The organism is Actinosynnema sp. CS-041913 (genome assembly GCF_050942485.1).
Lineage (GTDB): Bacteria > Actinomycetota > Actinomycetes > Mycobacteriales > Pseudonocardiaceae > Actinosynnema.
Genome location: NZ_CP192037.1, coordinates 1730555 through 1751205, shown reverse-complemented (window position 1 = coordinate 1751205; position 20651 = coordinate 1730555). Strand labels below are relative to the sequence as shown.

20 protein-coding genes are annotated in these 20651 nt (G+C 69.2%); 14 read left to right on the top strand and 6 right to left on the bottom strand.

All coding sequences use genetic code 11. The features are described 5' to 3' along the window. Positions 1 to 380 precede the first annotated feature (380 nt). From ACQPZF_RS08670 to ACQPZF_RS08645, 6 genes are all read left to right on the top strand, one after another. Positions 381 to 1439 (top strand): ROK family protein, encoded by a 1059-nt coding sequence (locus tag ACQPZF_RS08670; RefSeq protein WP_433270043.1) that lies wholly within the window; start codon positions 381 to 383, stop codon positions 1437 to 1439. Between the two features lie 49 nt (positions 1440 to 1488). Next, complete coding sequence (locus ACQPZF_RS08665; RefSeq protein ID WP_433270041.1) at positions 1489 to 2259, top strand: carbohydrate deacetylase; 771 nt, start codon at positions 1489 to 1491, stop codon at positions 2257 to 2259. Between the two features lie 20 nt (positions 2260 to 2279). Then, positions 2280 to 3542 (top strand): pentapeptide repeat-containing protein, encoded by a 1263-nt coding sequence (locus tag ACQPZF_RS08660; protein WP_433270039.1) that lies wholly within the window; start codon positions 2280 to 2282, stop codon positions 3540 to 3542. A 59-nt stretch (positions 3543 to 3601) separates the two neighbouring features. Beyond that, positions 3602 to 4561 (top strand): ROK family protein, encoded by a 960-nt coding sequence (locus tag ACQPZF_RS08655; RefSeq protein WP_433270037.1) that lies wholly within the window; start codon positions 3602 to 3604, stop codon positions 4559 to 4561. Between the two features lie 52 nt (positions 4562 to 4613). Beyond that, positions 4614 to 6101, top strand: a complete 1488-nt coding sequence (locus ACQPZF_RS08650) for an alpha-amylase family glycosyl hydrolase (RefSeq protein WP_433270035.1) — start codon at positions 4614 to 4616, stop codon at positions 6099 to 6101. A 500-nt stretch (positions 6102 to 6601) separates the two neighbouring features. Continuing rightward, positions 6602 to 7588 (top strand): aldo/keto reductase family protein, encoded by a 987-nt coding sequence (locus ACQPZF_RS08645; protein ID WP_433270033.1) that lies wholly within the window; start codon positions 6602 to 6604, stop codon positions 7586 to 7588. A 50-nt stretch (positions 7589 to 7638) separates the two neighbouring features. Here the strand turns inward: ACQPZF_RS08645 and ACQPZF_RS08640 are convergent, their stop codons facing one another. Next, complete coding sequence (locus tag ACQPZF_RS08640) at positions 7639 to 8340, bottom strand: helix-turn-helix domain-containing protein (protein ID WP_433270031.1); 702 nt, start codon at positions 8338 to 8340, stop codon at positions 7639 to 7641. A 213-nt stretch (positions 8341 to 8553) separates the two neighbouring features. Here ACQPZF_RS08640 and ACQPZF_RS08635 point away from each other — a divergent pair, with 213 nt between their 5' ends. Continuing rightward, positions 8554 to 8778, top strand: a complete 225-nt coding sequence (locus ACQPZF_RS08635) for a hypothetical protein (protein WP_433270029.1) — start codon at positions 8554 to 8556, stop codon at positions 8776 to 8778. A 168-nt stretch (positions 8779 to 8946) separates the two neighbouring features. Here the strand turns inward: ACQPZF_RS08635 and ACQPZF_RS08630 are convergent, their stop codons facing one another. After that, entirely contained in the window at positions 8947 to 9147 is a 201-nt protein-coding gene (locus tag ACQPZF_RS08630; RefSeq protein WP_433270028.1) for a hypothetical protein, read from the bottom strand. Positions 9148 to 9221: 74 nt separating this feature from the next. Between ACQPZF_RS08630 and cobU the strand changes: the two genes are divergently transcribed. Genes cobU through cobS form a run of 3 tightly spaced genes read left to right on the top strand, consistent with a single transcriptional unit; the run spans position 9222 to position 11526 of the window. Next, positions 9222 to 9779, top strand: coding sequence for a bifunctional adenosylcobinamide kinase/adenosylcobinamide-phosphate guanylyltransferase (gene cobU, locus ACQPZF_RS08625; RefSeq protein WP_433270026.1), 558 nt, complete (start codon positions 9222 to 9224; stop codon positions 9777 to 9779). After that, positions 9776 to 10813: a nicotinate-nucleotide--dimethylbenzimidazole phosphoribosyltransferase gene (gene cobT, locus ACQPZF_RS08620; RefSeq protein WP_433270024.1), complete on the top strand. Its 1038-nt coding sequence runs from the start codon at positions 9776 to 9778 to the stop codon at positions 10811 to 10813. Before cobU ends, cobT begins: the two co-directional genes overlap by 4 nt. Next, entirely contained in the window at positions 10813 to 11526 is a 714-nt protein-coding gene (gene cobS / locus ACQPZF_RS08615; RefSeq protein WP_433270022.1) for an adenosylcobinamide-GDP ribazoletransferase, read from the top strand. Before cobT ends, cobS begins: the two co-directional genes overlap by 1 nt. Positions 11527 to 11571: 45 nt before the next feature. Here cobS and ACQPZF_RS08610 read toward each other — a convergent pair whose 3' ends face one another. Then, complete coding sequence (locus tag ACQPZF_RS08610; protein WP_433270020.1) at positions 11572 to 12672, bottom strand: branched-chain amino acid aminotransferase; 1101 nt, start codon at positions 12670 to 12672, stop codon at positions 11572 to 11574. Between the two features lie 76 nt (positions 12673 to 12748). Next, entirely contained in the window at positions 12749 to 13942 is a 1194-nt protein-coding gene (locus tag ACQPZF_RS08605; protein ID WP_433270018.1) for an APC family permease, read from the bottom strand. Positions 13943 to 14138: 196 nt separating this feature from the next. Between ACQPZF_RS08605 and ACQPZF_RS08600 the strand changes: the two genes are divergently transcribed. Next, positions 14139 to 15635 (top strand): leucyl aminopeptidase, encoded by a 1497-nt coding sequence (locus ACQPZF_RS08600; RefSeq protein WP_433270016.1) that lies wholly within the window; start codon positions 14139 to 14141, stop codon positions 15633 to 15635. Between the two features lie 78 nt (positions 15636 to 15713). Here the strand turns inward: ACQPZF_RS08600 and ACQPZF_RS08595 are convergent, their stop codons facing one another. Then, positions 15714 to 16196, bottom strand: coding sequence for an NAD(P)-dependent oxidoreductase (locus ACQPZF_RS08595; protein WP_433270014.1), 483 nt, complete (start codon positions 16194 to 16196; stop codon positions 15714 to 15716). A gap of 18 nt (positions 16197 to 16214) precedes the next feature. Between ACQPZF_RS08595 and ACQPZF_RS08590 the strand changes: the two genes are divergently transcribed. After that, the gene (locus ACQPZF_RS08590; RefSeq protein WP_433270012.1) at positions 16215 to 16751 is read left to right on the top strand and encodes a TetR/AcrR family transcriptional regulator; all 537 of its coding nucleotides are present in this window, start codon (positions 16215 to 16217) and stop codon (positions 16749 to 16751) included. Here the strand turns inward: ACQPZF_RS08590 and ACQPZF_RS08585 are convergent. After that, positions 16748 to 17068, bottom strand: a complete 321-nt coding sequence (locus ACQPZF_RS08585; RefSeq protein WP_433270010.1) for an oxidoreductase — start codon at positions 17066 to 17068, stop codon at positions 16748 to 16750. The two genes, ACQPZF_RS08590 and ACQPZF_RS08585, sit on opposite strands and share 4 nt — an antisense overlap. Before the next feature lie 175 nt (positions 17069 to 17243). On the opposite strand from ACQPZF_RS08585, the gene lpdA reads away from it, so the two are divergent. Further along, complete coding sequence (lpdA, locus tag ACQPZF_RS08580; RefSeq protein WP_433270008.1) at positions 17244 to 18614, top strand: dihydrolipoyl dehydrogenase; 1371 nt, start codon at positions 17244 to 17246, stop codon at positions 18612 to 18614. Positions 18615 to 18668: 54 nt separating this feature from the next. Next, positions 18669 to 20525: a 2-oxoglutarate dehydrogenase, E2 component, dihydrolipoamide succinyltransferase gene (gene sucB, locus ACQPZF_RS08575; RefSeq protein ID WP_433270006.1), complete on the top strand. Its 1857-nt coding sequence runs from the start codon at positions 18669 to 18671 to the stop codon at positions 20523 to 20525. Positions 20526 to 20651: the final 126 nt, after the last annotated feature.

The window sequence follows — 20651 nt, the reverse complement described above, 5'->3', positions numbered from 1 at the left end:
CCGAACACCGGGGATCTCGGCCCGACCAGCACCTGGTCGACGGCAGCTACACAGCCCTGGCCCACTTGGAGCGGGCCGAGCGCGAACACCGGATCACAGTCGTCGGATCATCCGGTCCAGGGCATCTCCCTGTCTCGCACGTCATCGAATGTGCCCGGGCAGAATAGCGGCTCCGCCATCGTGCTTTCACTGCATTCTCCACCGTACATCAACCGCAATTCTGCGGGCCCGCGAAGCGCGACGCGCCTCCGATAAGGAGGGATCATCAACCATCCGGCGGAGTATGCGGCTCGCTCATGTTGCGTGTACGCAACTACAGCAGTACCCTCGAAATCTCAAGCGGTGATCGTACACAATCTCGCAGGAGGACTGGGATTCGGTTGGGTGAGCGAGGTCGAATCGAAGGTCAAGTCGGCCTGATCGTCGTACTGGAGGCCACGCAGGCGAAACACCAACTGGTCCGCTTCACCAGGAATGGCCTCGACCTCATCAAGACCGATAAAGCTGCCTGGGATCCGGCGCTCTACGTACATGAATCCACTGGGACGCGACTGGCGGAGGAAATGGTCCGCCGAGCCCGGCGCACCATCGACTCGTTCGGCGCGCCGGTCGACTCGGTCGCCGTGACGCTTCCCGGTACATTGTCCGGCACGTCCACCGTAATGAGGTCGACCAGACTGGGAATCTACTCGCCGGTCAATCTCACCGAGGAGTTCCATCGGCTCAACGCACCGCCGTGTCACGTCTTCCACGACACCGAATGCCTGGCGATCGGCGAAGCGCGCCAAGGTTGCCTCCGCTACGACACTTCCGTGGCCGAACGGCGAGACAGTTTCGCATACGTCCTGGCGGATGAGGGAATCGGCTCGTCGTTGTTCGTCGACGGCCGGATACTGCGCGGTGCGGGTTCGGCCGGACATCTCGGCAGACTGGTGGTGGAACCCCGCGCGGCCTACCACCAGAAAATGGTCACCCGGGGTGCGCTGGAGGTTTTCGCGAGCCGTCCGTGGATCAGTCACAACATCGTCAGCGAATACGTCGCCGAACAGGGGAAGTCCGACCGCCCCATCAGGTCGAACTTCCGCTCCGCCGTCGCCGTCGCCGCGACGACCGACTGGAGCCGCCTCGGCATCGAGCAGATTGCCGAAGGGATCACCGACCGAGACCCGATCGCCCACACGGTGCTCGACGACGCGGCTCGCTACCTCGGCATCGGCCTGAACTCGCTCATCACCATCGCCAACCCACCGAGCATCGTGCTGGGTGGAGCGCTGATCGAGGGCATCGAGAGCTTCTACGAGATGACGGTGTCCTACGCCCGCCGTTTCACGTGGGCGCTCGCTTGGAGCCGGACGCGGATCGTCCGAGCCGAACTCGGCCGCCGAGCCCAGCTATTCGGCGCGGCCGAACTGTTGAGGGAGCGTTTGGAGGAGCAGTAACGCAGCACAGCCGGTCACCGGACGACCGCACACACCAATTGGAGAGCCAATGATCAGAGTCGCCATCAACGCCGACGACTACGGGCTGAGTGACGGCATCTGCCGGTCCGTGCTCGAACTCATCGACGCGGATGCGGTCTCCAACACCACGATCATGATAGCGGCCGAGGACTCGGGAATGCGGTGCGCGCGGTTCGGGCTGGAGAACATCGAGGGAAGGGCCGGCGTGCATCTCCAGTTGTCGGGCGGGCGTCCGCTGTCGCCGGTCCGCGAAGTGGACACCCTGGTGGATACGACCGGGCGCTTCAAACAGCGCGACGACATCGCCGACGGCCACCCGGACCAGGTCAGGGCCGAGTGGCGGCGGCAGATCCTCGCTGTGGCCGACCTGCTCGGCACGGCCCCCACCCATCTCGACAGCCACCACGGCGCCCACCGGCACCCAGGTTACGCACAGGTCTACCTGGACCTGGCAGAGGAATTCGGGCTCCCCGTGCGAGGCGGCGTGACGCCCGAGTTCACCCGACTGATGGCCGAACGCGGCGTGCGGGGCAGCCACGCGATCATCCGGGACTGGACCGGCCGGGACCTGGGCATCGCGGACCTCAGGGACCGGTTGGCTCGCTCCGCCGCCACCCGAGAGCCTCACGCCGACCTGATCGAGGTCGTCACCCACCCGGGGTTCGACGATGCCCACCTGAGGCAGGTGTCGACCCTGAACTCGGCCCGCGAGGGCGACCACCGCGTCCTGCTCGACCTGGCTCGGAGCGACTGGTTGCGGGAGAACGGATTCGAACTCGTGCGATACCCCGATGTCTAGACGAAGGGCGAGCCCGGCACATGGCGTCCTCGGAAGCACTGGATTGCCTCAGATCAGGTGGAGCCGCCTGGTCGGACTACCGCACCACCACGCCCGGCCGGATCGACCTCACCTTTGCCGACCTCAAGGAGTGCGACCTCCAGCGCCGGGAATTCCGGGACTGCGACTTCACCGGAGCACTTCTCGACCATTCCGACTTCGACGGCTCGTCGTTCTCCTCCTGCGACTTCAGCGGTGCGTCCGTGATGAACGCCAGCCTGGTCGGAATCACCATGGAAGACTGCACCTTCCGCCACAGCAACCTGTCGAAGGCAATATTCCGCCACTGCACCCTCCGCGACATCGTCATGTCGGACACCAAGCTCGACACAGTGCTCTTCGAGCGATGCGGACTGACCGGTTCGACGATGCTCGATGTACAGGTTGACAATTGCCTGATCGAGGCGTGCAAGGTGGTGACGAGCAGGTTCATCCGGTGGCGCGGAACTGGCTCTCGTATCCTGGACTGCAACTTCCAGGACTGCACGATTGAGCACATAGACCTGTCGCGGGCGAGTCTCAAAGGAGTGCACACCGTCTCGTCCACCATCTCGTTCCTCACGGTCGCGGGCTCCGTCCGGAGCAACAGGTTCCAGGACTGCCGGATAACCACCTTGTCGTTCCGCTCGGACGACGTCGGACAGCTCGACTTCAGCGGGAGTCGGCTGGCGGACACCGACATGGAGTGCGTCGGTATGAGATCCGCGACCCTGACCGATGTGTCCGCGGTGAACTGCCGTTGGCCACGGCAGCGCGGATGTGTCACCTGGGCCGGCCGGTACGTCCCGAGCAGTACCCTCCTGGGGCATCCTGTCCAGGACGTGAAGGGATTGACCCCCGTACTGCGGCGGGAGATCGCGGACGCGCAGTTCCTGGAATACAAGGTACGCACCGTGGGGTCGCTCGGAGGGCGCATCCTCCTCCGGTTGTGGGGCATCACGTCGGCCTACGGGCAGAGCCTCACTCGGTTGGGGGTATGTTCCGCCCTGGTCATCATCGCCCACTCGATCGCACTGCTCTTCACCCGCAACCTGTTCGCCTGGCAACTCGACGCGCTCGGTGCTCTGTGGTCGATAACAAGGGCCACCGCCATGACCTTCCTCGCGCTGGGCCCTCCGATGCCCCCGGACGCCGGAGTCGCCGATCAGGCGATCAATACCAGTATTCGACTGATCGGGTTCCTCAGCCTCGGCTTGTGGATCGGCGTTGCCGCCCAGAAACTGGGCCGACTGTCCCGCGACTGACCAGCTTGTCACGACCGCTACGATGGATACTCCAACTCTATAGCCGAAAGAGGTCGGTCGTGAGGGTGTACGCATTCGACATTGGCGGATCGTCCATTAAGCATGCGCTGATCCAGGTAGCGAACGGCAACGCCAGTATCACCGACCGATTCCCGTCGATCCAACTCGACACGTTCACTTTGCGTGAACTGGTCACCAGGCTGACCGCCGCTCTGCACGGCCATTTCGAATCGACCGGTGAGCCGCTTTCCACGATTGGGATCAGCACGACCGGGTCCGTGGACGACTCCGGCCGCGTGCTGCGCGCGGGTCATTTCCAGGACTACCAGAACACCTCGTGGTCGGAAATTCTCACGGACCGCTTCCAGCAGGTGGAGCACGTGCTGACGATCAACGACGGCAGGGCTTCGACATGGGCGGAGTACACCCTGCACCGGTCTGGGAGCGCGCCGTTCGTCCACTTCGTGCTGGGCACGGGGATCGGTGGCGGGATCGTGTCGGACGGCGCCCTCGTGCCCGGGGCCGACAGCGCCGCCGGCGGGTTCGGCCACATCAAGGTCAGCCAGACGAGTGACATTCCGTGTAGCTGCAAGCGGTTCGGATGCGTCGAGACGTTCGCCGCAGCACCTGCGATCGTCAGGTCCTACGTGAAGAAGGCCGGGATCGACCCGGAATCCGTCCAACTGGCCCAGGTGGTGGCGGCGAGCAGGGATGGCAACACGGCGGCGAAAGCCGCCTTCGAAGAAGCCGGCGAGTGGCTGGGCATGGCGATCTCGAACGTGATGAACATGTTGAACCCGTCCGCGATCACCTTGGGTGGCGGCCTCGCCCTGGCCGCGAGCGAAGCGATCGAGGACACGCCCGACAGCGGATTCCTGAAGGCCGCAGTGGAGACGGCGCGAGGCCTGGCACTGCCGCGCATCGCCACGAAGACGGTGATCAAGCCTGCCGAATACGGCAACGACGGAGGGCTCATCGGCGCCGCGCTACTCGCAACGTCCACTGGTCGCCGAAAGTAGTTCAAGCCGCTGGCCGCGCCGGCCGATCCGCAGCCACGGTTGGAGAACTCAGGTGATCATCGTCGGAGCGTATCCCGACACGTTCGCGCACTACCGTCACAACGGCACGCCGCTGAGCCTCCTGGCCGACCGGATCGAACGCACGTTCCCCGCAGAGGTCGCGGTGCACCTGCTCCCCTTCCTCCGCAGCGACGGTGACTGGGGGTTCGCACCGAACGACTGGTACGCGGTCGACGAGAACCTGGGCAGTTGGGACGACGTACGCAGGATCGGCTCCGCACGTCGGCTCATGGTCGACGGGATCTACAACCACGTGGGCGTCACGCACGACTACGTCCGGGAGTTCCTGGCAGCCCCGACTGCCGACAGCGAGGTGATCCGGGGGTACCGCGCCGAGACGGTCGATCCGGAGGCGGTCCCGAGGTCGCCGCGGGGTGGCCCGGTGCTGAGACCCTGGCGGATAGCCGGCGAGAACTGGTTGCTCTGGCAGACCTTTTCCGACTACGCGGTCGACATCCAGTTGGACCACAGAGCCGTGCGCGACGCCATCGAGAAGCAGTTGGGCGCCCTGCGGGAGAACTCGGTGTGGGGCGTGCGGGTCGACGCCCCCGCCTACTACTCGACACGGCTCGATCCCGTCCACCGACACCATCCCGATTCCTATCGACTCGCCAGGGCGACGGTGTCGCTCATCCGGAATTCGGGCTTCCACGTGATGGCCCAGCTCGACTGCGATGAGCACGGCCTCCGGTACTTCCCCCCGGCGGGGATCCCGGACCTGCCGATCGTCGACTACGCGTACTCGGCGCACCTGGTGCTGGCGCTCGTGTCCGGGAGCGCCGAAACCCTCGCCGTCCACCTCCGGAACACCTGGACACTGCCCTGCCCCGTCATCCGCGCGCCGCGGACGCATGACGGTATTCTGCTCCGATCCAAGCTGCTGCCCGAAGAAGAGCGCCACCGGCTGGTCGAAGCTCTCTCCCGTCACGGCGTTTTACCACGGTCGATCTCCGGCACCAGCTATGAGTTCAACAGCTCGCTGCCGTACCTGTACGGACTCGGCGTAGACGCGCCGGGCAAGGCGGCCCGGATCGAACTGTCCATCGCACTGTCCGCGATCTTGCCCGGTGTCTGCTACCTCTACCTACCCGCCGTCCTGGGGTTCACACCGGAACTTCAGTCCGTGTCGTCCGATTCGACCGACCCGCGCTCGCTCAACCGACAGCCACTTCCCGTCGGATTTTTCGAGCAGCAGGTAAGTACTGGGTCCGTCAGCCGCATCTTCGACCTGTTGTCAGCGCTCGTCACGACCCGGCGAGGCTCGCTTGCGGTGCTGGGGAATCCACAGGACGTAGTCATCGGTGTGGAAGGTGTGCTGCTCGTCGAGCGACCGGAAGCCGGGCTACGAGCGGTGTTCAACCTTCATCCGGAGCATACGTACGTGGTTGCGGAAGCGCCGCCAGGCGACGCTCCCATCAGTCGGCGGATGAGAGGGAACAGCATAGGACCGTTGGGTTTTGCGGTCTGGCCACGCCCATGACCGTGTACTGGGCCGAATGGCTCTCGTGCAGGTGAGGCGACGTGGTGGTACTCGTTATCCTTATCCAGCGGCTGGCGTGCTCGATGACCGCGCGGCGTGATGAGTGCCCGTTGCCGAATTAGTGCGAGTGAGCCAGCCGAGTGTGGCGCGTGCCCAGTCGAGCAGGGTGCCGCCTTCGGCCTATACTCGCGCGCCCCCGCTCGCCGGCGGTGTCGTGCAGGCGTCGTAACGGGCTGCGCGCGGCGGCCCGGTCCTGTGTCGACGCAGGCGACATCAGCAATCCGGCCCACGGTTTCTGCCGCGCGCACCGACTGCGAATCCATGACCGCCGCGGGCAGCGCGCACACCTGCGGTCGGGCTGCGTTTCGCCCGAGTCTAGCCTTTGTGATCATCCTTGGCGGCCTGCCCGGCGGCGAGCGCGCTCTTCGACCCAACCCCAACGCGCTCCGCCCACCGCAGTTCATTAGCAACCCGAACGATCCACCACTAGACTCGCCTGCATGGAGTTCCGACGCCTCGGCCGCAGCGGCCTGAACATCAGCGAGATCTCGTACGGCAACTGGCTCACCCACGGCTCACAGGTAGAGGAAGACCAGGCCACCGCCTGCGTCCGCGCCGCACTGGACGCCGGGATCACCACCTACGACACGGCCGACGTGTACGCCAACACCAAGGCGGAAGAGGTCCTGGGCCGGGCGCTGAAGGGCGAACGTCGGGAATCGCTGGAGATCTTCACCAAGGTCTTCTGGCCCACCGGCCCGGGAGGCCCCAACGACAAGGGCCTGGGCCGCAAGCACATCAAGGAGTCGATCGACGGTTCCCTGAAGCGCCTCCAGACCGACTACGTGGACCTCTACCAGGCGCACCGCTTCGACCGCACGGTGCCGCTGGAGGAGACCATGCTGGCCTTCGCGGACATCGTGCGCCAGGGCAAGGCCCTCTACATCGGCGTCTCGGAGTGGAACGCCGAACAGATCGCCAGGGGCGCGGCCATCGCCCGCGAGCTGAACGTCCCGTTCATCTCCAACCAGCCCCAGTACTCGATGCTGTGGCGGATCATCGAACCGCAGGTCATTCCCACGTCGGAGCGCGAGGGCATCAGCCAGATCGTGTGGTCGCCCATCGCACAGGGCGTCCTGACCGGCAAGTACCTGCCGGGCCAACCGGTCCCCGCCGGCTCCCGGGCCACCGACGAGAACGGCTCGAAGTTCATCGCCCGCTTCCTGAGCGACGAGGTGCTGGAAAAGGTCCAGCAGCTCAAGCCGCTCGCGGCCGACGCCGGCCTGTCCCTCGCGCAGTTGGCGGTCGCGTGGGTGCTCCAGAACCCGAACGTGGCCTCCGCGATCATCGGCGCGTCCCGTCCCGAGCAGGTGCACGAGAACGTGAAGGCAGCCGGCGTGAAGCTGGACGACGAACTCCTGAAGAAGATCGACGCCGTCCTGGAGGGCATCGTGGAAACCGATCCCCGCCTGACCGTCACGCCCTGACTTTGGCAAGGGCTGCCTCCGCCCGGACACGGACGGGCGGAGGCACAGGGCTAATCACCGAGAATCGGCGCCAAGCGCTGAAGCAGGTAGCCGGCGCACCAACGCGATTCGGTGTCCTTCGGATCGATCGCTTCCTTGGCCAGCTTGACCGCGAGCCTTCTGGGCTCCGGCGCGGTGGCGGGATCGTCCGCAACCTGAAGAGCGACGTCCCAACCCCACTGTGTCAGCCGGGAGACTTCCGAAGCCAAGCACAACCGCCGCACAACGGCATCAGAATCCAACACATTGACCACGACGTCAGCATTCGCGCGCCCTGGCAGGAACCCCAGGATGCTGACCGCATTGGCCCGCAGCGTCGAAGTCTCCCCACGCACAGCCCACTGCCGAAAGTTCTCGATGGCCGCCGGCCCCAGATTCGGAGCCACTGCCGCGTCAATGGAACTCGACGTCGGACCTTGAGCGAAAATATCCGGATCTCCGGCCTCCACCGCCTCCTTGATGTGCCGCAGGTGCTCGGGGCCTTCGATTTTGATCAGTCTCGGGTGATTGATGTCCGGACGATACACACCGACTCCCAATGCTCGTTCATACGCCGCTACCACCTCATGGGTGACCGGGTTTATCCCAGTTTCAACGAGCCCGAGGTACGACTTTGAGTAGTTGGTCGCTTGTGCCAAACGGGTGAGCGAGTAGCCCGCGTACTTCCTCGCAGCTCTCAGCCGCCCACCATCCACTTCAAGAGCTTGCGACAAGATCAAGCACCTCCCGCTCATGCCCGGTCATACCAGACGGTACCGCATTCATACCAGACACCCCCTGGCTACGCAGACCAGACACCACCAGACGTCCGACCAGACAGCACCAGACGCGTCGATCGAACGGACGGCTCGGCGAAGCGAGTAGGAACAGGAAGTCAGCGCGGACCGCGCAATGATCGACCCGTGATGGAAGGAAGTTGCTCACAGATGACGATGCACAGCGAGAACGGCGTCAACCACTCTTCGTACATCAAGGTCTACAGCGATGCCACGTTCAGGTCCCAGATCAACACCGACGGAATCTTCGAACTCAACTTCGACGGAGTCGTGGATCTCGCACTGACCCCCGATGCAGCGGAGAAGGTGTACGCGATGCTCGGCGAAGCGCTCCCCGAACTGCGCGAACTAGCCGAAGCGCAGTTGGTCGGCTAACGCTTCGGAGACCCACCAGGTGCTCAACAGCGAACTTCGACCCGGTCCGACCTTCATCGGAGGCGCACTGGTGGCCTGAGCACCGCTGTAGTTCAGCGACTTATTCGAGATCGCCTGACGGTCACCCCGTCGAACGAGATAACCCCCGGCCCCAAACGGGCCGGGGTCTCACTCGACCGGCGCCAGCGACATCGGCCCATACACCTCGGACTCACTGCGCAACAACGTCACCTGGACCACCCCGGCCTCCCGCAGCGACGACCACACCGAGCTGAACCAGTCCTCAGCCGCCGTCTGGTCCGGAAAGGTCTCCGCAGGCCCGTCGATCTCCCGACCCTGCTCGTCCTGATACCGCCAGCGGTACTCCATGACGGCCTCCTCGCGTGTCTTCCAGGTAACGTTCCCGGTCAGGCTATGTCGTAGAAATCCGGATGGAGTGCGGTGTGACGCGTCGGACACTCGTCCTGGGCGGCGCGCGCTCAGGCAAATCGGCACACGCCGAGGGCCTTCTCACCGACGACGTGGTCACGTACGTCGCCACCGCCCGCCGCTACCCGGACGACGCCGACTGGGAGCTGCGCATCGCCCAGCACGTGGCCCGCCGCCCCGCCGCCTGGCACACCGTGGAGGCCCCGGCCCCGAACGACCTCCCCGCCCTGCTCACGGCCACCGCCGACACCGATCCCCCGATCCTGGTGGACGACCTGGCGACGTGGCTGGCCGGCGCGCTGGACGACGCGGGCGCGTGGGAGGGGCACGGCATCGGCGAGGTCGAGCAGCAGTGCACCGCACTGGTCGACGCCGTGTCCCAGGCCCGCACCCGGCTGGTGCTGGTGAGCGCGGAGGTCGGCCTCGGCGTCGTGCCGAGCACCCACTCTGGCAGGCTCTTCCGAGATCACCTCGGTTCGCTCAACGCGCGGCTGGCCGAGGTCTGCGACGAGGTGTTGCTGGTCGTCGCCGGAATCCCACTGCGACTGCGCGAAGCCGGAGGTAGTCGGTGACCATCGAATTCCCGCCCGTCGAACCGCCGAACGACGACGTCCGCCGCCAGGCCGTCGCCCGCCAGGCGGTGCTCACGAAGCCCGCGGGCTCGCTGGGCAAGCTGGAGGAGCTGGGTGTGTGGGTGGCCGCGTGCCAGGGCGAGTGCCCGCCCCGGCCGTTCAGCCGGCCGCGGGTGGTCGTGTTCGCGGGCGACCACGGCGTCGCCGCGCACGGCGTGTCGGCGTACCCGAGCGAGGTCACCGGCCAGATGGTGGCGAACTTCCTGACCGGCGGCGCGGCGGTGAACGTGCTGGCCACGGTCGCCGGCGCCACCGTGCGCGTGGTCGACGTCTCGGTCGACTCGGACACCGCGGTCGGCGACCACAAGATCCGTCGCGGCTCCGGGTCGATCGACCGCGAGGACGCGTTGACCCGCGAGGAAGCCGAACGGGCCGTCGACCTCGGCCGCAGGCTGGTGGACGAGGAGGTCGACGGCGGGGCGGACCTCCTCATCGCCGGGGACATGGGCATCGGCAACACGACTCCCGCCGCCGTGCTGATCGCGGCCCTGACGGGTTCCGAGCCGGTCGCCGTCGTCGGCCGCGGCACGGGGATCGACGACCGGGGCTGGATGCGGAAGACGGCGGCGATCCGGGACGCCCTGCGCCGCGCCCGTCCGGTGCTCGGCGACCCCGTCGACCTGCTGGCCACCGCCGCGGGCGCGGACCTGGCCGCCATCGCGGGCTTCCTCGCCCAGGCCGCCGTGCGCCGCACCCCCGTGATCCTGGACGGCGTGGTGGTGGGCGCGGCGGCGATCGTGGCGGAGGAGTTGGCGCCGGGCGCCCGCGAGTGGTGGGTGGCCGGGCACAAGTCCGTGGAACCCGCCCACGCCCTGGCCCTGGACCACCTGAGCCTGGAACCGCTGCTGGACTTCGAGCTGCGCCTGGGCGAGGGCTCGGGCGCGCTGGCCGCGCTGCCGCTGGTGGCGATGGCGACGAAGATCCTGGCGGAGATGGCGACCTTCGAGGGCGCGGGCGTCTCCGGACCGGCCTGATGCGGCTGGCGCTGTCCTGGCTGACGGTGCTGCCCCTGCGGGTCGACGCCGTCGACGCCGGGGCGGCCCGCCGGGCGATCACCGCCGCCCCTCTGGTCGGCGTCCTGCTCGGCCTCGCGGCGGCGGGCGCGCTGCGCGGCCTCGGGTGGCTGGGCGCGCCGGCCCTGCTCGCGGGCTTCCTCGTGGTGGGCGGCTTGGCGCTGGCCACCCGGGGGATGCACCTGGACGGCCTGGCCGACACCGCGGACGGCCTGGGCTGCTACGGCCCGCCGGAACGCGCCTTGCAGGTGATGAAGGACGGCGGCGCGGGCCCGTTCGCGGTGGTGGCGTTGATCGTGGTGCTCGGCGCGGAGGCGGCGGCGCTCCCGGAAGTCTCCTGGGGCGCCGTGGTCCTGGCGCTGACCACGGGCCGCGCCGCGTTCGTCCTGTGCTGCCGGCACGGCGTCCCATCGGCCCGGCCGGAGGGGCTGGGCGCCCTGGTGGCGGGCACCCAGCCGCCGCACGTCGTGCTCGGCTGGTGGATCGCGCTGGCCGTGGCCGGGTTTTTCGTCGCGCCCTGGCACGGCCCGATCGCGGTGATTCTGGCCGGTGCGCTGGTGTTGCTGCTGGTCAGGCACACCCGCCGCCGGTTCGGCGGCATCACCGGCGACGTGCTGGGCGCGGCCTGCGAGACGGCGAGCCTCACCGTGCTCGCCGTCTGCGCCCTGTCCTGAAACCTCGTCCGGAACTCCTGGAACCCCGTCCGGGAACGCGAGGCGTCAGTCCAGCTTGGCCATCCACCCGTGCGGGTCCTCGACCAGGCCCTGCTGGATGCCCGTCAGCCGCTCACGCAGCCGCAGGGTCACCTCGCCGGTGGCCCCGCCGGACACGCTGAACTCGCCGCCGGCGTGCTTCACGTGCCCGACCGGGGTGATCACGGCGGCGGTGCCGCAGGCGAACACCTCCGTCAACTCGCCCGACTCGGCCTTCTTCTCCCACTCCTCGGTGGAGAACCGTCGCTCCTCGACCCCATACCCGAAGTCAGCGGCGAGCCGCAGCAGCGAGTCCCGCGTGATGCCCGGCAGCAGCGCGCCGGACAGCTCCGGCGTGACGACCCGCGCGCCCTCCCCGGAGCCGAGCACGAAGAACAGGTTCATCCCGCCCATCTCCTCGACCCACCGGCGCTCCACCGCGTCCAGCCACACCACCTGGTCGCAGCCCTGCTCGGCGGCCTGGGCCTGGGCGACCAGCGAAGCCGCGTAGTTGCCCGCGAACTTGGCCGCGCCCGTGCCGCCGGGCGCCGCGCGCACGTACTCGGTGGACAGCCACACCGTCACCGGCTTGAGGCCGCCCGCGAAGTACGAGCCGGCGGGCGAGGCGATGAGCACGTACAGGTACTCGGTCGCCGGCCGCACGCCCAGGCCGCGTTCCGTCGAGTACATGAACGGGCGCAGGTACAGCGACTCCTCGGCGACCGAGGGCACCCACCGGCTGTCGACGGCGAGGAGTTCGCGGATCGAGTCCAGGAACACCTCGTCCGGCAGTTCGGGCATGGCGAGGCGGCGGGCCGACGCGCGGAAGCGCTCGGCGTTCGCCCCGGGGCGGAAGGACGCGATCGAGCCGTCGGGCCGGCGGTACGCCTTGAGCCCTTCGAAGATCGCCTGGCCGTAGTGCAGCACCATTGCCGCCGGGTCCAGTTCCAGCGAGTGGTAGGGCTCGACAGCGGCGTCGTGCCAGCCCTGTTCGCGGTTCCAGCGGATCGTCACCATGTGGTCGGTGAAGTGCTGCCCGAAGCCCGGCTTCGCAAGTACCTCCGCGACCCGCTCCGGGGTCGCCGGCTGCGGGTTGGTGGTCCGGGTGAAAGGCAACGCGGTCGTCATGACAGCACAGTAGCTCGCGCTGGGACATCGGAAAATCGCTGTCCCGACGCTCGGACGTCCGACCATCCCGGCGGGGCTAGGTCGCGGGCTGCCGGATGCGGTTGAGCCCGAGCAGACCGGTGCCCACCGCGAGTCCCACCGCGGTGAGGAGCAACGCGTCGGCGGGCGCGCTCATCCCCAGCAGCACCGACATCCCGAGTCCCAGGCACGCCGTCCGCATCGGCCAAGTCCGGTCCTCCTGGAGCAGCACCCGCGCCGAGGCGTTGGTGAAGCCGTAGTAGAAGGCCGTGCCGCACGCGCCCACCGCCAGCGCCGTGGCCGGGGTCAGCGCGAGGTACGCGGCGGAGGCCAACAGCACGCCGATGACGTCGAGCCGCCACCGGGCGCGGATCACCGGCAGGTCGCCGCTCTCCACCAGCCCGGTCAACGTCCGCCGGGCCCCGGCGAGCACGAACGCCAGCGACGACACCCCGGCGACCGCCGCGCCGACGGCGAGGACCGGCACCAGGGCACGACCGTCGGCGGCGATCAGCGCGTCCCGCAGCGGCGCGGGTGAGAGCGCGAGCCGGGCCGCCCCGAGCTGGCGCAGCACCGCCGCGCCGACGCCCAGCGCCACCACCAGGGCGAGCCCGATCACCACGGGCACCGCGAAGTGCAGCACGCGGGCGGGGAAGACCTGGTCGCCGTCGACCGGCGCGGTGATCCGCTCGAAGCCGGTGAACACCACGAACAGCACGGCCGCCGCGCCCATGATCCCGTCGAACCCCGGACCGCCGGTGGCCGGCGGGTTGGCCGGCGGCGTGACCGAGAAGCACACCAGCACGACCATCGCGAGCACACCCAGCACGACCAGCGCCGACGCCCAGGCGATCCGCCCGTGCAGCCGCCGGCCGAACGCGGCCGTGGCCACCAGCAGGACCAGGCCCGCGAGCACGCGGTCCTCCGGGAACACGTACGCGCCGAACATCCCGGCGAGCGCGGCGGCCACGCCCGCGCGGCCGACGAGGTGCGCGCTCGCGCCGATCCGGGCGGGCCACGGGCCGAGCTGGTTGCGGATGTAGGCGTAGCCGCCGGCGGCGTCCGGGTAGGCGCGGTGCTGGTCGGCCGTGGAGAACGCGCAGCAGAGGGCGGCGATCGCCGCGACGGCCGGCGCGAGGAGGAACCAGGGGCCCGCGACCGCGGCGGCCGGGGCGAATCCGAGCAGGGTGCCGGCACCGAGGGTCGCGCCGAGAGCGAGCACGACGGCCGCGGCACGGGGCGTGACTGTCACCGGTACACGGTGGCACACAGACCGGGTGACCACTAACGCCCGCCCGGTCGACCTTCGATCGTGTTAATTGTTACTCCCCGCTATCGAAGGTGCGGCGGTCACCAGCGTGAACAAGACCTTTAGCATTCGTCACGATCCACCCACGTTCCCGCCGCACGACCAGGAAGTGCCGGGAGGACCCCGTCAAGGAGCCGCAGTGACCGCGCCCAAGCTGGCCATCACCGACAGTGACCCGAGCACTACCGCCGCCGATGTCATCGTGGTCGGCACCCTCCAGGGCCCGGACGGGCTCGTCCTCGCCGACTCGGCCGGGGCGGTCGACGCCGCGTTCGACGGCGGCCTGGCGGACGTCCTCGGGACCGTGGGCGCCACCGGCAAGGCCGACGAGGTCGTGACGCTGCCGACGTTCGGCAAGCTCGCCGCGCCCGTCGTGCTCGCCGTGGGGCTGGGCAAGCCCGCCGACGGCGCGGTCGGCGAGGAGCAGGTGCGCCGCGCGTCCGGCGCCGCCGCCCGTGCGCTGACCGGCAAGAAGCGCGCCGTGACGACGTTGTCGGCGCTGCACCTCGGTGCGGCCGTCGAGGGCACGTTGATGGGCGCGTACCAGTTCACCGCCTACAAGTCGGCCGCGGGCGACGCGCCGGTGGCGCGGGTGGACCTGGTCGCTCCGGCGGAGGGCACCACCAAGGCCCACCGCGCCGCGGTGAAGGCTTCGACCGCGATCGCCGAGGCGGTCACCGCGACCCGCGACCTGATCAACACCCCGCCCAACGACCTGTTCCCGGCCTCGTTCGCGGAGCGGGCGGTCGCGCTGGCCAAGGGCCTGGACGGCGTCGAGGTGGAGGTGCTGGACGAGAAGGCGCTGCGCAAGCAGGGCTTCGGCGGCATCCTCGGCGTCGGCGGCGGCTCCTCCCGGCCGCCCCGGCTGGTCCGGATCACCTACCGGGGCGCGAAGGCGGCCAAGAAGGTCGCGCTGGTCGGCAAGGGGATCACGTTCGACACCGGCGGCATCTCGATCAAGCCCGCCGCCGGGATGGACGAGATGACCTCCGACATGAGCGGCGCGGCGGCGGTCGTCGCGACCGTGCTGCTGGCGGCGAAGCTCAAGTACCCGCTGGAGGTCACGGCGTGGGCCCCGCTGGCGGAGAACATGCCGTCCGGCACCGCCTACCGGCCCGGCGACGTGCTGACCATGTACGGCGGCAAGACCGTCGAGGTGCTCAACACCGACGCCGAGGGCCGGCTGGTGCTGTCCGACGCGATCGTCCGGGCCTGTGAGGACGAGCCGGATTACCTGATCGAGACGTCCACGCTGACCGGCGCCCAGGTGGTGTCGCTGGGCAGGCGCACCTCGGGGATCATGGGCGCCGACGAGTTCCGGGACCGGGTGGCGGCGCTGGGGCGCGCGGTGGGCGAGCAGGCCTGGGCCATGCCGCTGCCCGACGAGCTGCGGGCCGACCTGGACTCGCGGCTCGCCGACATCGCGAACGTCACCGGGCACCGGTTCGGCGGGATGCTGGCGGCCGGGGTGTTCCTGCGCGAGTTCGTCGCGGACGGTGTGCCGTGGGCGCACGTCGACATCGCCGGGCCCGCGTACCACCCCGGCGCGCCGTACGGGTACACGACCAAGGGCGGAACCGGTGTGCCGGTTCGGACGCTGGCCGCCGTGCTGGCGGACATCGCCGCGAACGGCTGATCTCTCCGGTCCGGATGCCGGGGGCTCGTGGGTGGGAACGACGCCACCCACGAGTCCCCGTTCCCGCGTTGACGACGGCTAATAGCCGATCGCGATCGACTGGCCGATGGTCGCCGGGTCGCCGAGGCAGGCGACGATCAGCGTCGCGAGATCGGCTCGCGAGATGTTGTTGCCGCCACGCAGGTTCGTGCCGGTCGCGGTCCGGAACTCGTCGGTTCGCGGGCCGTTCGTCAGCCGCGGCGGTCGGGTGATCGTCCAGTCCAGGTTGCTCGAACGCACGATCTCCTCCATCTCCGCCATGTCCGCCCACGGGTGCTTCAGCACGCGCCGGAGGATGGGCTTGGCCACGTAGCGGCTCAGCGCGTTGTCCTGCTCGTCCACCGTCATGCCTCTGTTGCTGACCACGACGAGGCGGCGGACGCCCTGCGCCTTCATCGCCAGGACGATGCTCCCCGTGCTGTCCGCCTGCACGGTGGTCGGGCCGGTGCCGCCCGCGCCGATGGCCGTGACGACCGCGCCCGCGCCCGCGATCACCGGGCCGATCGAGTCCGGATCCATCACGTCGGCCACCACGTCGTCATGCGCACCAAGGGGCTCGCGCGGGCGACCACCAAGGAGATCGCCAAGGCTGCGGGCTTCTCGGAAGCGGCGCTGTACAAGCATTTCCAGGACAAGACGGAACTGTTCCTGGCCGTGCTGAAAGAACGCGTGCCGAGTGATCTCGGCTCGTTACTCGGCAGTTTGCGGGCGGGCAAGGGCGACCTCCGGCAGACGCTCGTCAAATTCGCCGAGATCGCCCTGGGGTTCTACACCGACACGTTCCCGATCGCCGCGTCGATCTTCTCCGAGCCCGCCTTGCTCGCCGCCCACAACGAAGCCCTGCGCCAACGTGGCACCGGCCCGCACCTGGTGGTGAAAGCGCTTGCCGGCTACCTCTCCGCCGAGCAGGAAATCGGCCGGCTGGCGCCGGAGGTCGATGCCGAGACCGCCGCCGGCCTATTGCTCGGAGCGTGCCACTACCACGCGTTCCTCGGGTTCTTCGGCGACTGGCGCGCCGACCCCGAAAAAGTCGTCGCCACGCTCTGGAGCGGGCTGGGCGACGGAATTCGCGGCTAGCCGCTCTGGTTCTTCCGGCGTGAGTACTCGCGCATCCGCTTCGGGTAGCCGACGATGCCCGCGTCGTAGATCGGGATGCCCAGCTTCTTCGCCAGCTTCTTCGCGCCCTCGGCGCCGTCGATGCGCCGCCGCGTCCACTCGCCGTCGTGCGCGACCAGCACGACCGTGGTCTCCGTCACGGTCGTCTTCGGCTCGACGTACGCCTCCACGCCCCGCCGCGCCGCCGCCCACTGCTCCAGGTGACCGGTGTCGGTGGACGTGGCCGACCGCAGCACGCCGGGGCGCTGCTTCCTGCGAAAACGGTCGAACAGGCCCACCGGGCCACCTCCTGTTGCGGCTGCTCCCGCCCATGGTGCCGGCGCGGGTGTTAAGGCGTGGCCAAATCCTCCCAAGAGGACACCGCGTCGCCGTCGTCCCCGAAGTAGTGACAAGATGGCAACCACCCGCGCGCACCCGCGCGAAGTAAGGCATCAAGCTCTCCAGGGAGATCCCGTGACCGACACCTCCGCCGACCTTGTGATCCTCGGTGGCGGCTCGGGCGGCTACGCCTGCGCGTTCCGCGCGGCGGAGCTCGGCCTGTCCGTCGTCCTGGTCGAGAAGGACAAGCTGGGGGGCACCTGCCTGCACCGCGGCTGCATCCCGACCAAGGCGCTGCTGCACGCGGCGGAGGTCGCGGACAACGCCCGCGAGGGCGACCAGTTCGGCGTGAAGTCCTCGCTGGAGGGCATCGACATCGCGGGCGTCAACTCTTACAAGGACGGCGTGGTCAGCCGGCTGTACAAGGGACTCCAGGGCCTCGCGAAGGCGAACAAGGTCACCCTGGTCGAGGGCACGGGCAAGTTCGTCGGCCCGAACGCGGTCGAGGTGGACGGGCAGCGGTACACCGGCAAGAACGTCGTGCTGGCCACCGGCTCGTACGCGCGCAGCCTGCCCGGCCTGGAGGTCGGCGGCCGGATCATGACCAGCGACCAGGCGCTGAACCTGGACTTCATCCCGGAGAAGGTCGTCGTGCTCGGCGGCGGCGTCATCGGCGTCGAGTTCGCCAGCGTGTGGGCCTCCTTCGGCGCGGACGTGACCATCGTGGAGGCGCTGCCCCGCCTGGTCCCCGCCGAGGACGAGTACGCGTCCAAGCAGTTGGAGCGCGCCTTCCGCCGCCGCGGCATCAAGTCCAAGACCGGCGTGAAGTTCGCGGGCGCGACGCAGACCGACTCCGGCGTCTCGGTGACGCTGGAGTCCGGCGACGTGCTGGACGCGGACCTGCTGCTGGTCGCCGTCGGCCGCGGCCCGAACACCGCCGGCCACGGTTACGAGGAAGCCGGCGTGCGGATCGACCGCGGCTTCGTCATCACCGACGAGCGCCTGCGCACCAACCTCCCGAACGTCTACGCCGTCGGCGACATCGTCCCCGGCCTCCAGCTCGCGCACCGCGGCTTCCAGCAGGGCATCTTCGTCGCGGAGGAGATCGCCGGGCAGCAGCCGAAGGTCATCGACGAGGCGGGCATCCCGCGCGTGACCTACTGCAAGCCGGAGGTCGCCTCGGTCGGCCTCTCCGAGGCGGCGGCCAAGGAGAAGTACGGCTCGGTCGAGACTTTCGTGTACGACCTGGCGGGCAACGGCAAGTCCCAGATCCTGAAGACCGCCGGCGGCGTCAAGCTGGTCAAGGCGCCGGACGGCCCGGTGGTCGGTGTCACCATGGTCGGCGAGCGGGTCGGCGAGCTGATCGGTGAAGCCCAGCTCATCTATAGCTGGGAGGCCTACCCCGAGGACGTGGCTCCGCTGATCCACGCCCACCCGACCCAGACAGAAGCCCTCGGCGAGGCCTTCCTCGCCTTGGCCGGCAAGCCGCTGCACGTGCACGGCTGACCGTCGCACCCCAGTCAGCCGATCCCCGACCCACGCACGAGGAGTCAGCGAACGATGGCCTTCTCCGTCCAAATGCCCGCACTCGGCGAAAGCGTCACCGAGGGCACGGTCACCCGCTGGTTGAAGCAGGAAGGTGACCGCGTCGAGGTCGACGAGCCGTTGCTGGAGGTGTCCACCGACAAGGTCGACACCGAGATCCCCTCCCCGGCGGCGGGCGTCCTCCAGAAGATCGTCGCCCAGGAGGACGAGACCGTCGAAGTCGGCGCCGAACTGGCCGTCATCGGCGACGGAGCCGACTCCGGCGCCGACTCGACCTCCGGCGACGGAGCCGCGCCGGCCGAGGAAGCCCAGCCGGAACCGCAGTCGTCCCCCGAGCCGCAGCAGGCCCCCGAGCCGCAGCAGGCCCCCGAGCCGCAGCAGGCCCCCGAGCCGCAGCAGGCCCCCGAGCCGCAGCAGGCCCCGGACCCGCAGCCGGAACCCCAGGCCGAGGCCCCGGCCCAGTCCGGCGGCGCGGCCGAGGGCACCCCGGTGACCATGCCGGCCCTGGGCGAGAGCGTCACCGAAGGCACCGTGACCCGCTGGCTGAAGCAGGTCGGCGACCAGGTGGAGGTGGACGAGCCCCTGCTGGAGGTCTCGACCGACAAGGTCGACACCGAGATCCCGTCCCCCGTGGCCGGCACCCTGCTGGAGATCAGCGCGGGCGAAGACGAGACCATCGATGTAGGCGGCCAACTGGCCGTGATCGGCTCCGGCTCGCCGTCCACCCAGGCACCGACCCAGGCACCGGCACCGGCCCAGGCCCAGGCTCCGGCCCAGGAAGCCCCGAAGCCCACCCCGGCCCCGGCTCCCGCCCAGCAGGCACCGGCCACCCCCGCTCCCGCCAAGGAACCCGCGCCGGCCCAGCCCCAGCCTGCCGCCCAGCCGCAGCCTCCCGCCGGCGGTGCGACCGGCTCCGGCGACGAGACGAACGGCGCGCCGTACGTGACCCCGCTGGTCCGCAAGCTGGCCTCGGAGAACGGCATCGACCTGGGCACGCTCAAGGGCACCGGCGTCGGCGGCCGAATCCGCAAGCAGGACGTGCTGGCCGCCGTAGAAGCCAAGAAGGCCCCGGCACCGACCCCCGCCGCACCGGCGGCGTCGGCCCCCGCCCAACGAGTCGCGAGCACCCCCGCCGCCGACAACAGCGGCAAGCGCGGGACCGTGCAGAAGCTGCCCAGGCTCCGCCAGATCGTCGCCCAACGCACCCGCGAGTCGCTCCAGGTGTCGGCGCAGCTCACGCAGGTGTTCGAGGTCGACGTCACCAAGATCGCCCGCCTGCGCAACAAGGCGAAGGCGGCGTTCGAGCAGCGCGAGGGCACGAAGCTCACCTTCCTGCCGTTCTTCGCGAAGGCGGCCGTCGAGGCGCTCAAGCAGCACCCGGTGCTGAACGCGTCCATCGACGAGGAGAAGAAGGAGATCGTCTACCACGGCGCCGAGCACCTGGGCATCGCGATCGACACCGAGCGCGGCCTGCTCAACGCGGTGATCGCGAACGCGGGCGACCTCAACCTGGCCGGCCTGTCCCACAAGATCAGCGACCTGGCGACCCGTGCCCGGAGCAACAAGCTGACCCCGGACGAACTGACCGGCGGCACGTTCTCGCTGACCAACCTCGGCAGCAACGGCGCGCTGTTCGACACGCCGATCATCCAGCAGCCGCAGGTGGGCATCCTGGGCGTCGGCGTGGTCAAGAAGCGCGCCGTGGTGATCACGGACGAGAACGGCGACGACACCATCGCGATCAGGTCGATGGCCTACCTGGCCCTCACCTACGACCACCGCCTGGTGGACGGCGCAGACGCCGGCCGCTTCCTGACCACCGTCAAGAACCGCCTGGAAGAAGGCTCCTTCGAGGCGGACCTAGGCCTGTAGCCACACACACCACAGCAGCCGAACGGGGCCGCTCCGGACACCTCCGGAGCGGCCCCGGCCTTTGAGCACCGCACGAACCCGCCGTGCGCCGGCACACAAGCCGGGCCCTTCCCCCCGGAGGTCTGC

Excerpts from the sequence above, each read along its gene's own strand:
- ACQPZF_RS08645 (WP_433270033.1), top strand. The coding sequence starts at position 6,602 with ATGGAGTTCCGACGCCTCGGCCGCAGCGGCCTGAACATCAGCGAGATC.
- ACQPZF_RS08590 (WP_433270012.1), top strand. The coding sequence starts at position 16,215 with ATGCGCACCAAGGGGCTCGCGCGGGCGACCACCAAGGAGATCGCCAAG.
- sucB (WP_433270006.1), top strand. The coding sequence starts at position 18,669 with ATGGCCTTCTCCGTCCAAATGCCCGCACTCGGCGAAAGCGTCACCGAG.
- ACQPZF_RS08610 (WP_433270020.1), bottom strand. The coding sequence starts at position 12,672 with ATGACGACCGCGTTGCCTTTCACCCGGACCACCAACCCGCAGCCGGCG.
- ACQPZF_RS08665 (WP_433270041.1), top strand. The coding sequence starts at position 1,489 with ATGATCAGAGTCGCCATCAACGCCGACGACTACGGGCTGAGTGACGGC.
- ACQPZF_RS08635 (WP_433270029.1), top strand. The coding sequence starts at position 8,554 with ATGACGATGCACAGCGAGAACGGCGTCAACCACTCTTCGTACATCAAG.
- ACQPZF_RS08630 (WP_433270028.1), bottom strand. The coding sequence starts at position 9,147 with ATGGAGTACCGCTGGCGGTATCAGGACGAGCAGGGTCGGGAGATCGAC.
- cobS (WP_433270022.1), top strand. The coding sequence starts at position 10,813 with ATGCGGCTGGCGCTGTCCTGGCTGACGGTGCTGCCCCTGCGGGTCGAC.
- ACQPZF_RS08660 (WP_433270039.1), top strand. The coding sequence starts at position 2,280 with ATGGCGTCCTCGGAAGCACTGGATTGCCTCAGATCAGGTGGAGCCGCC.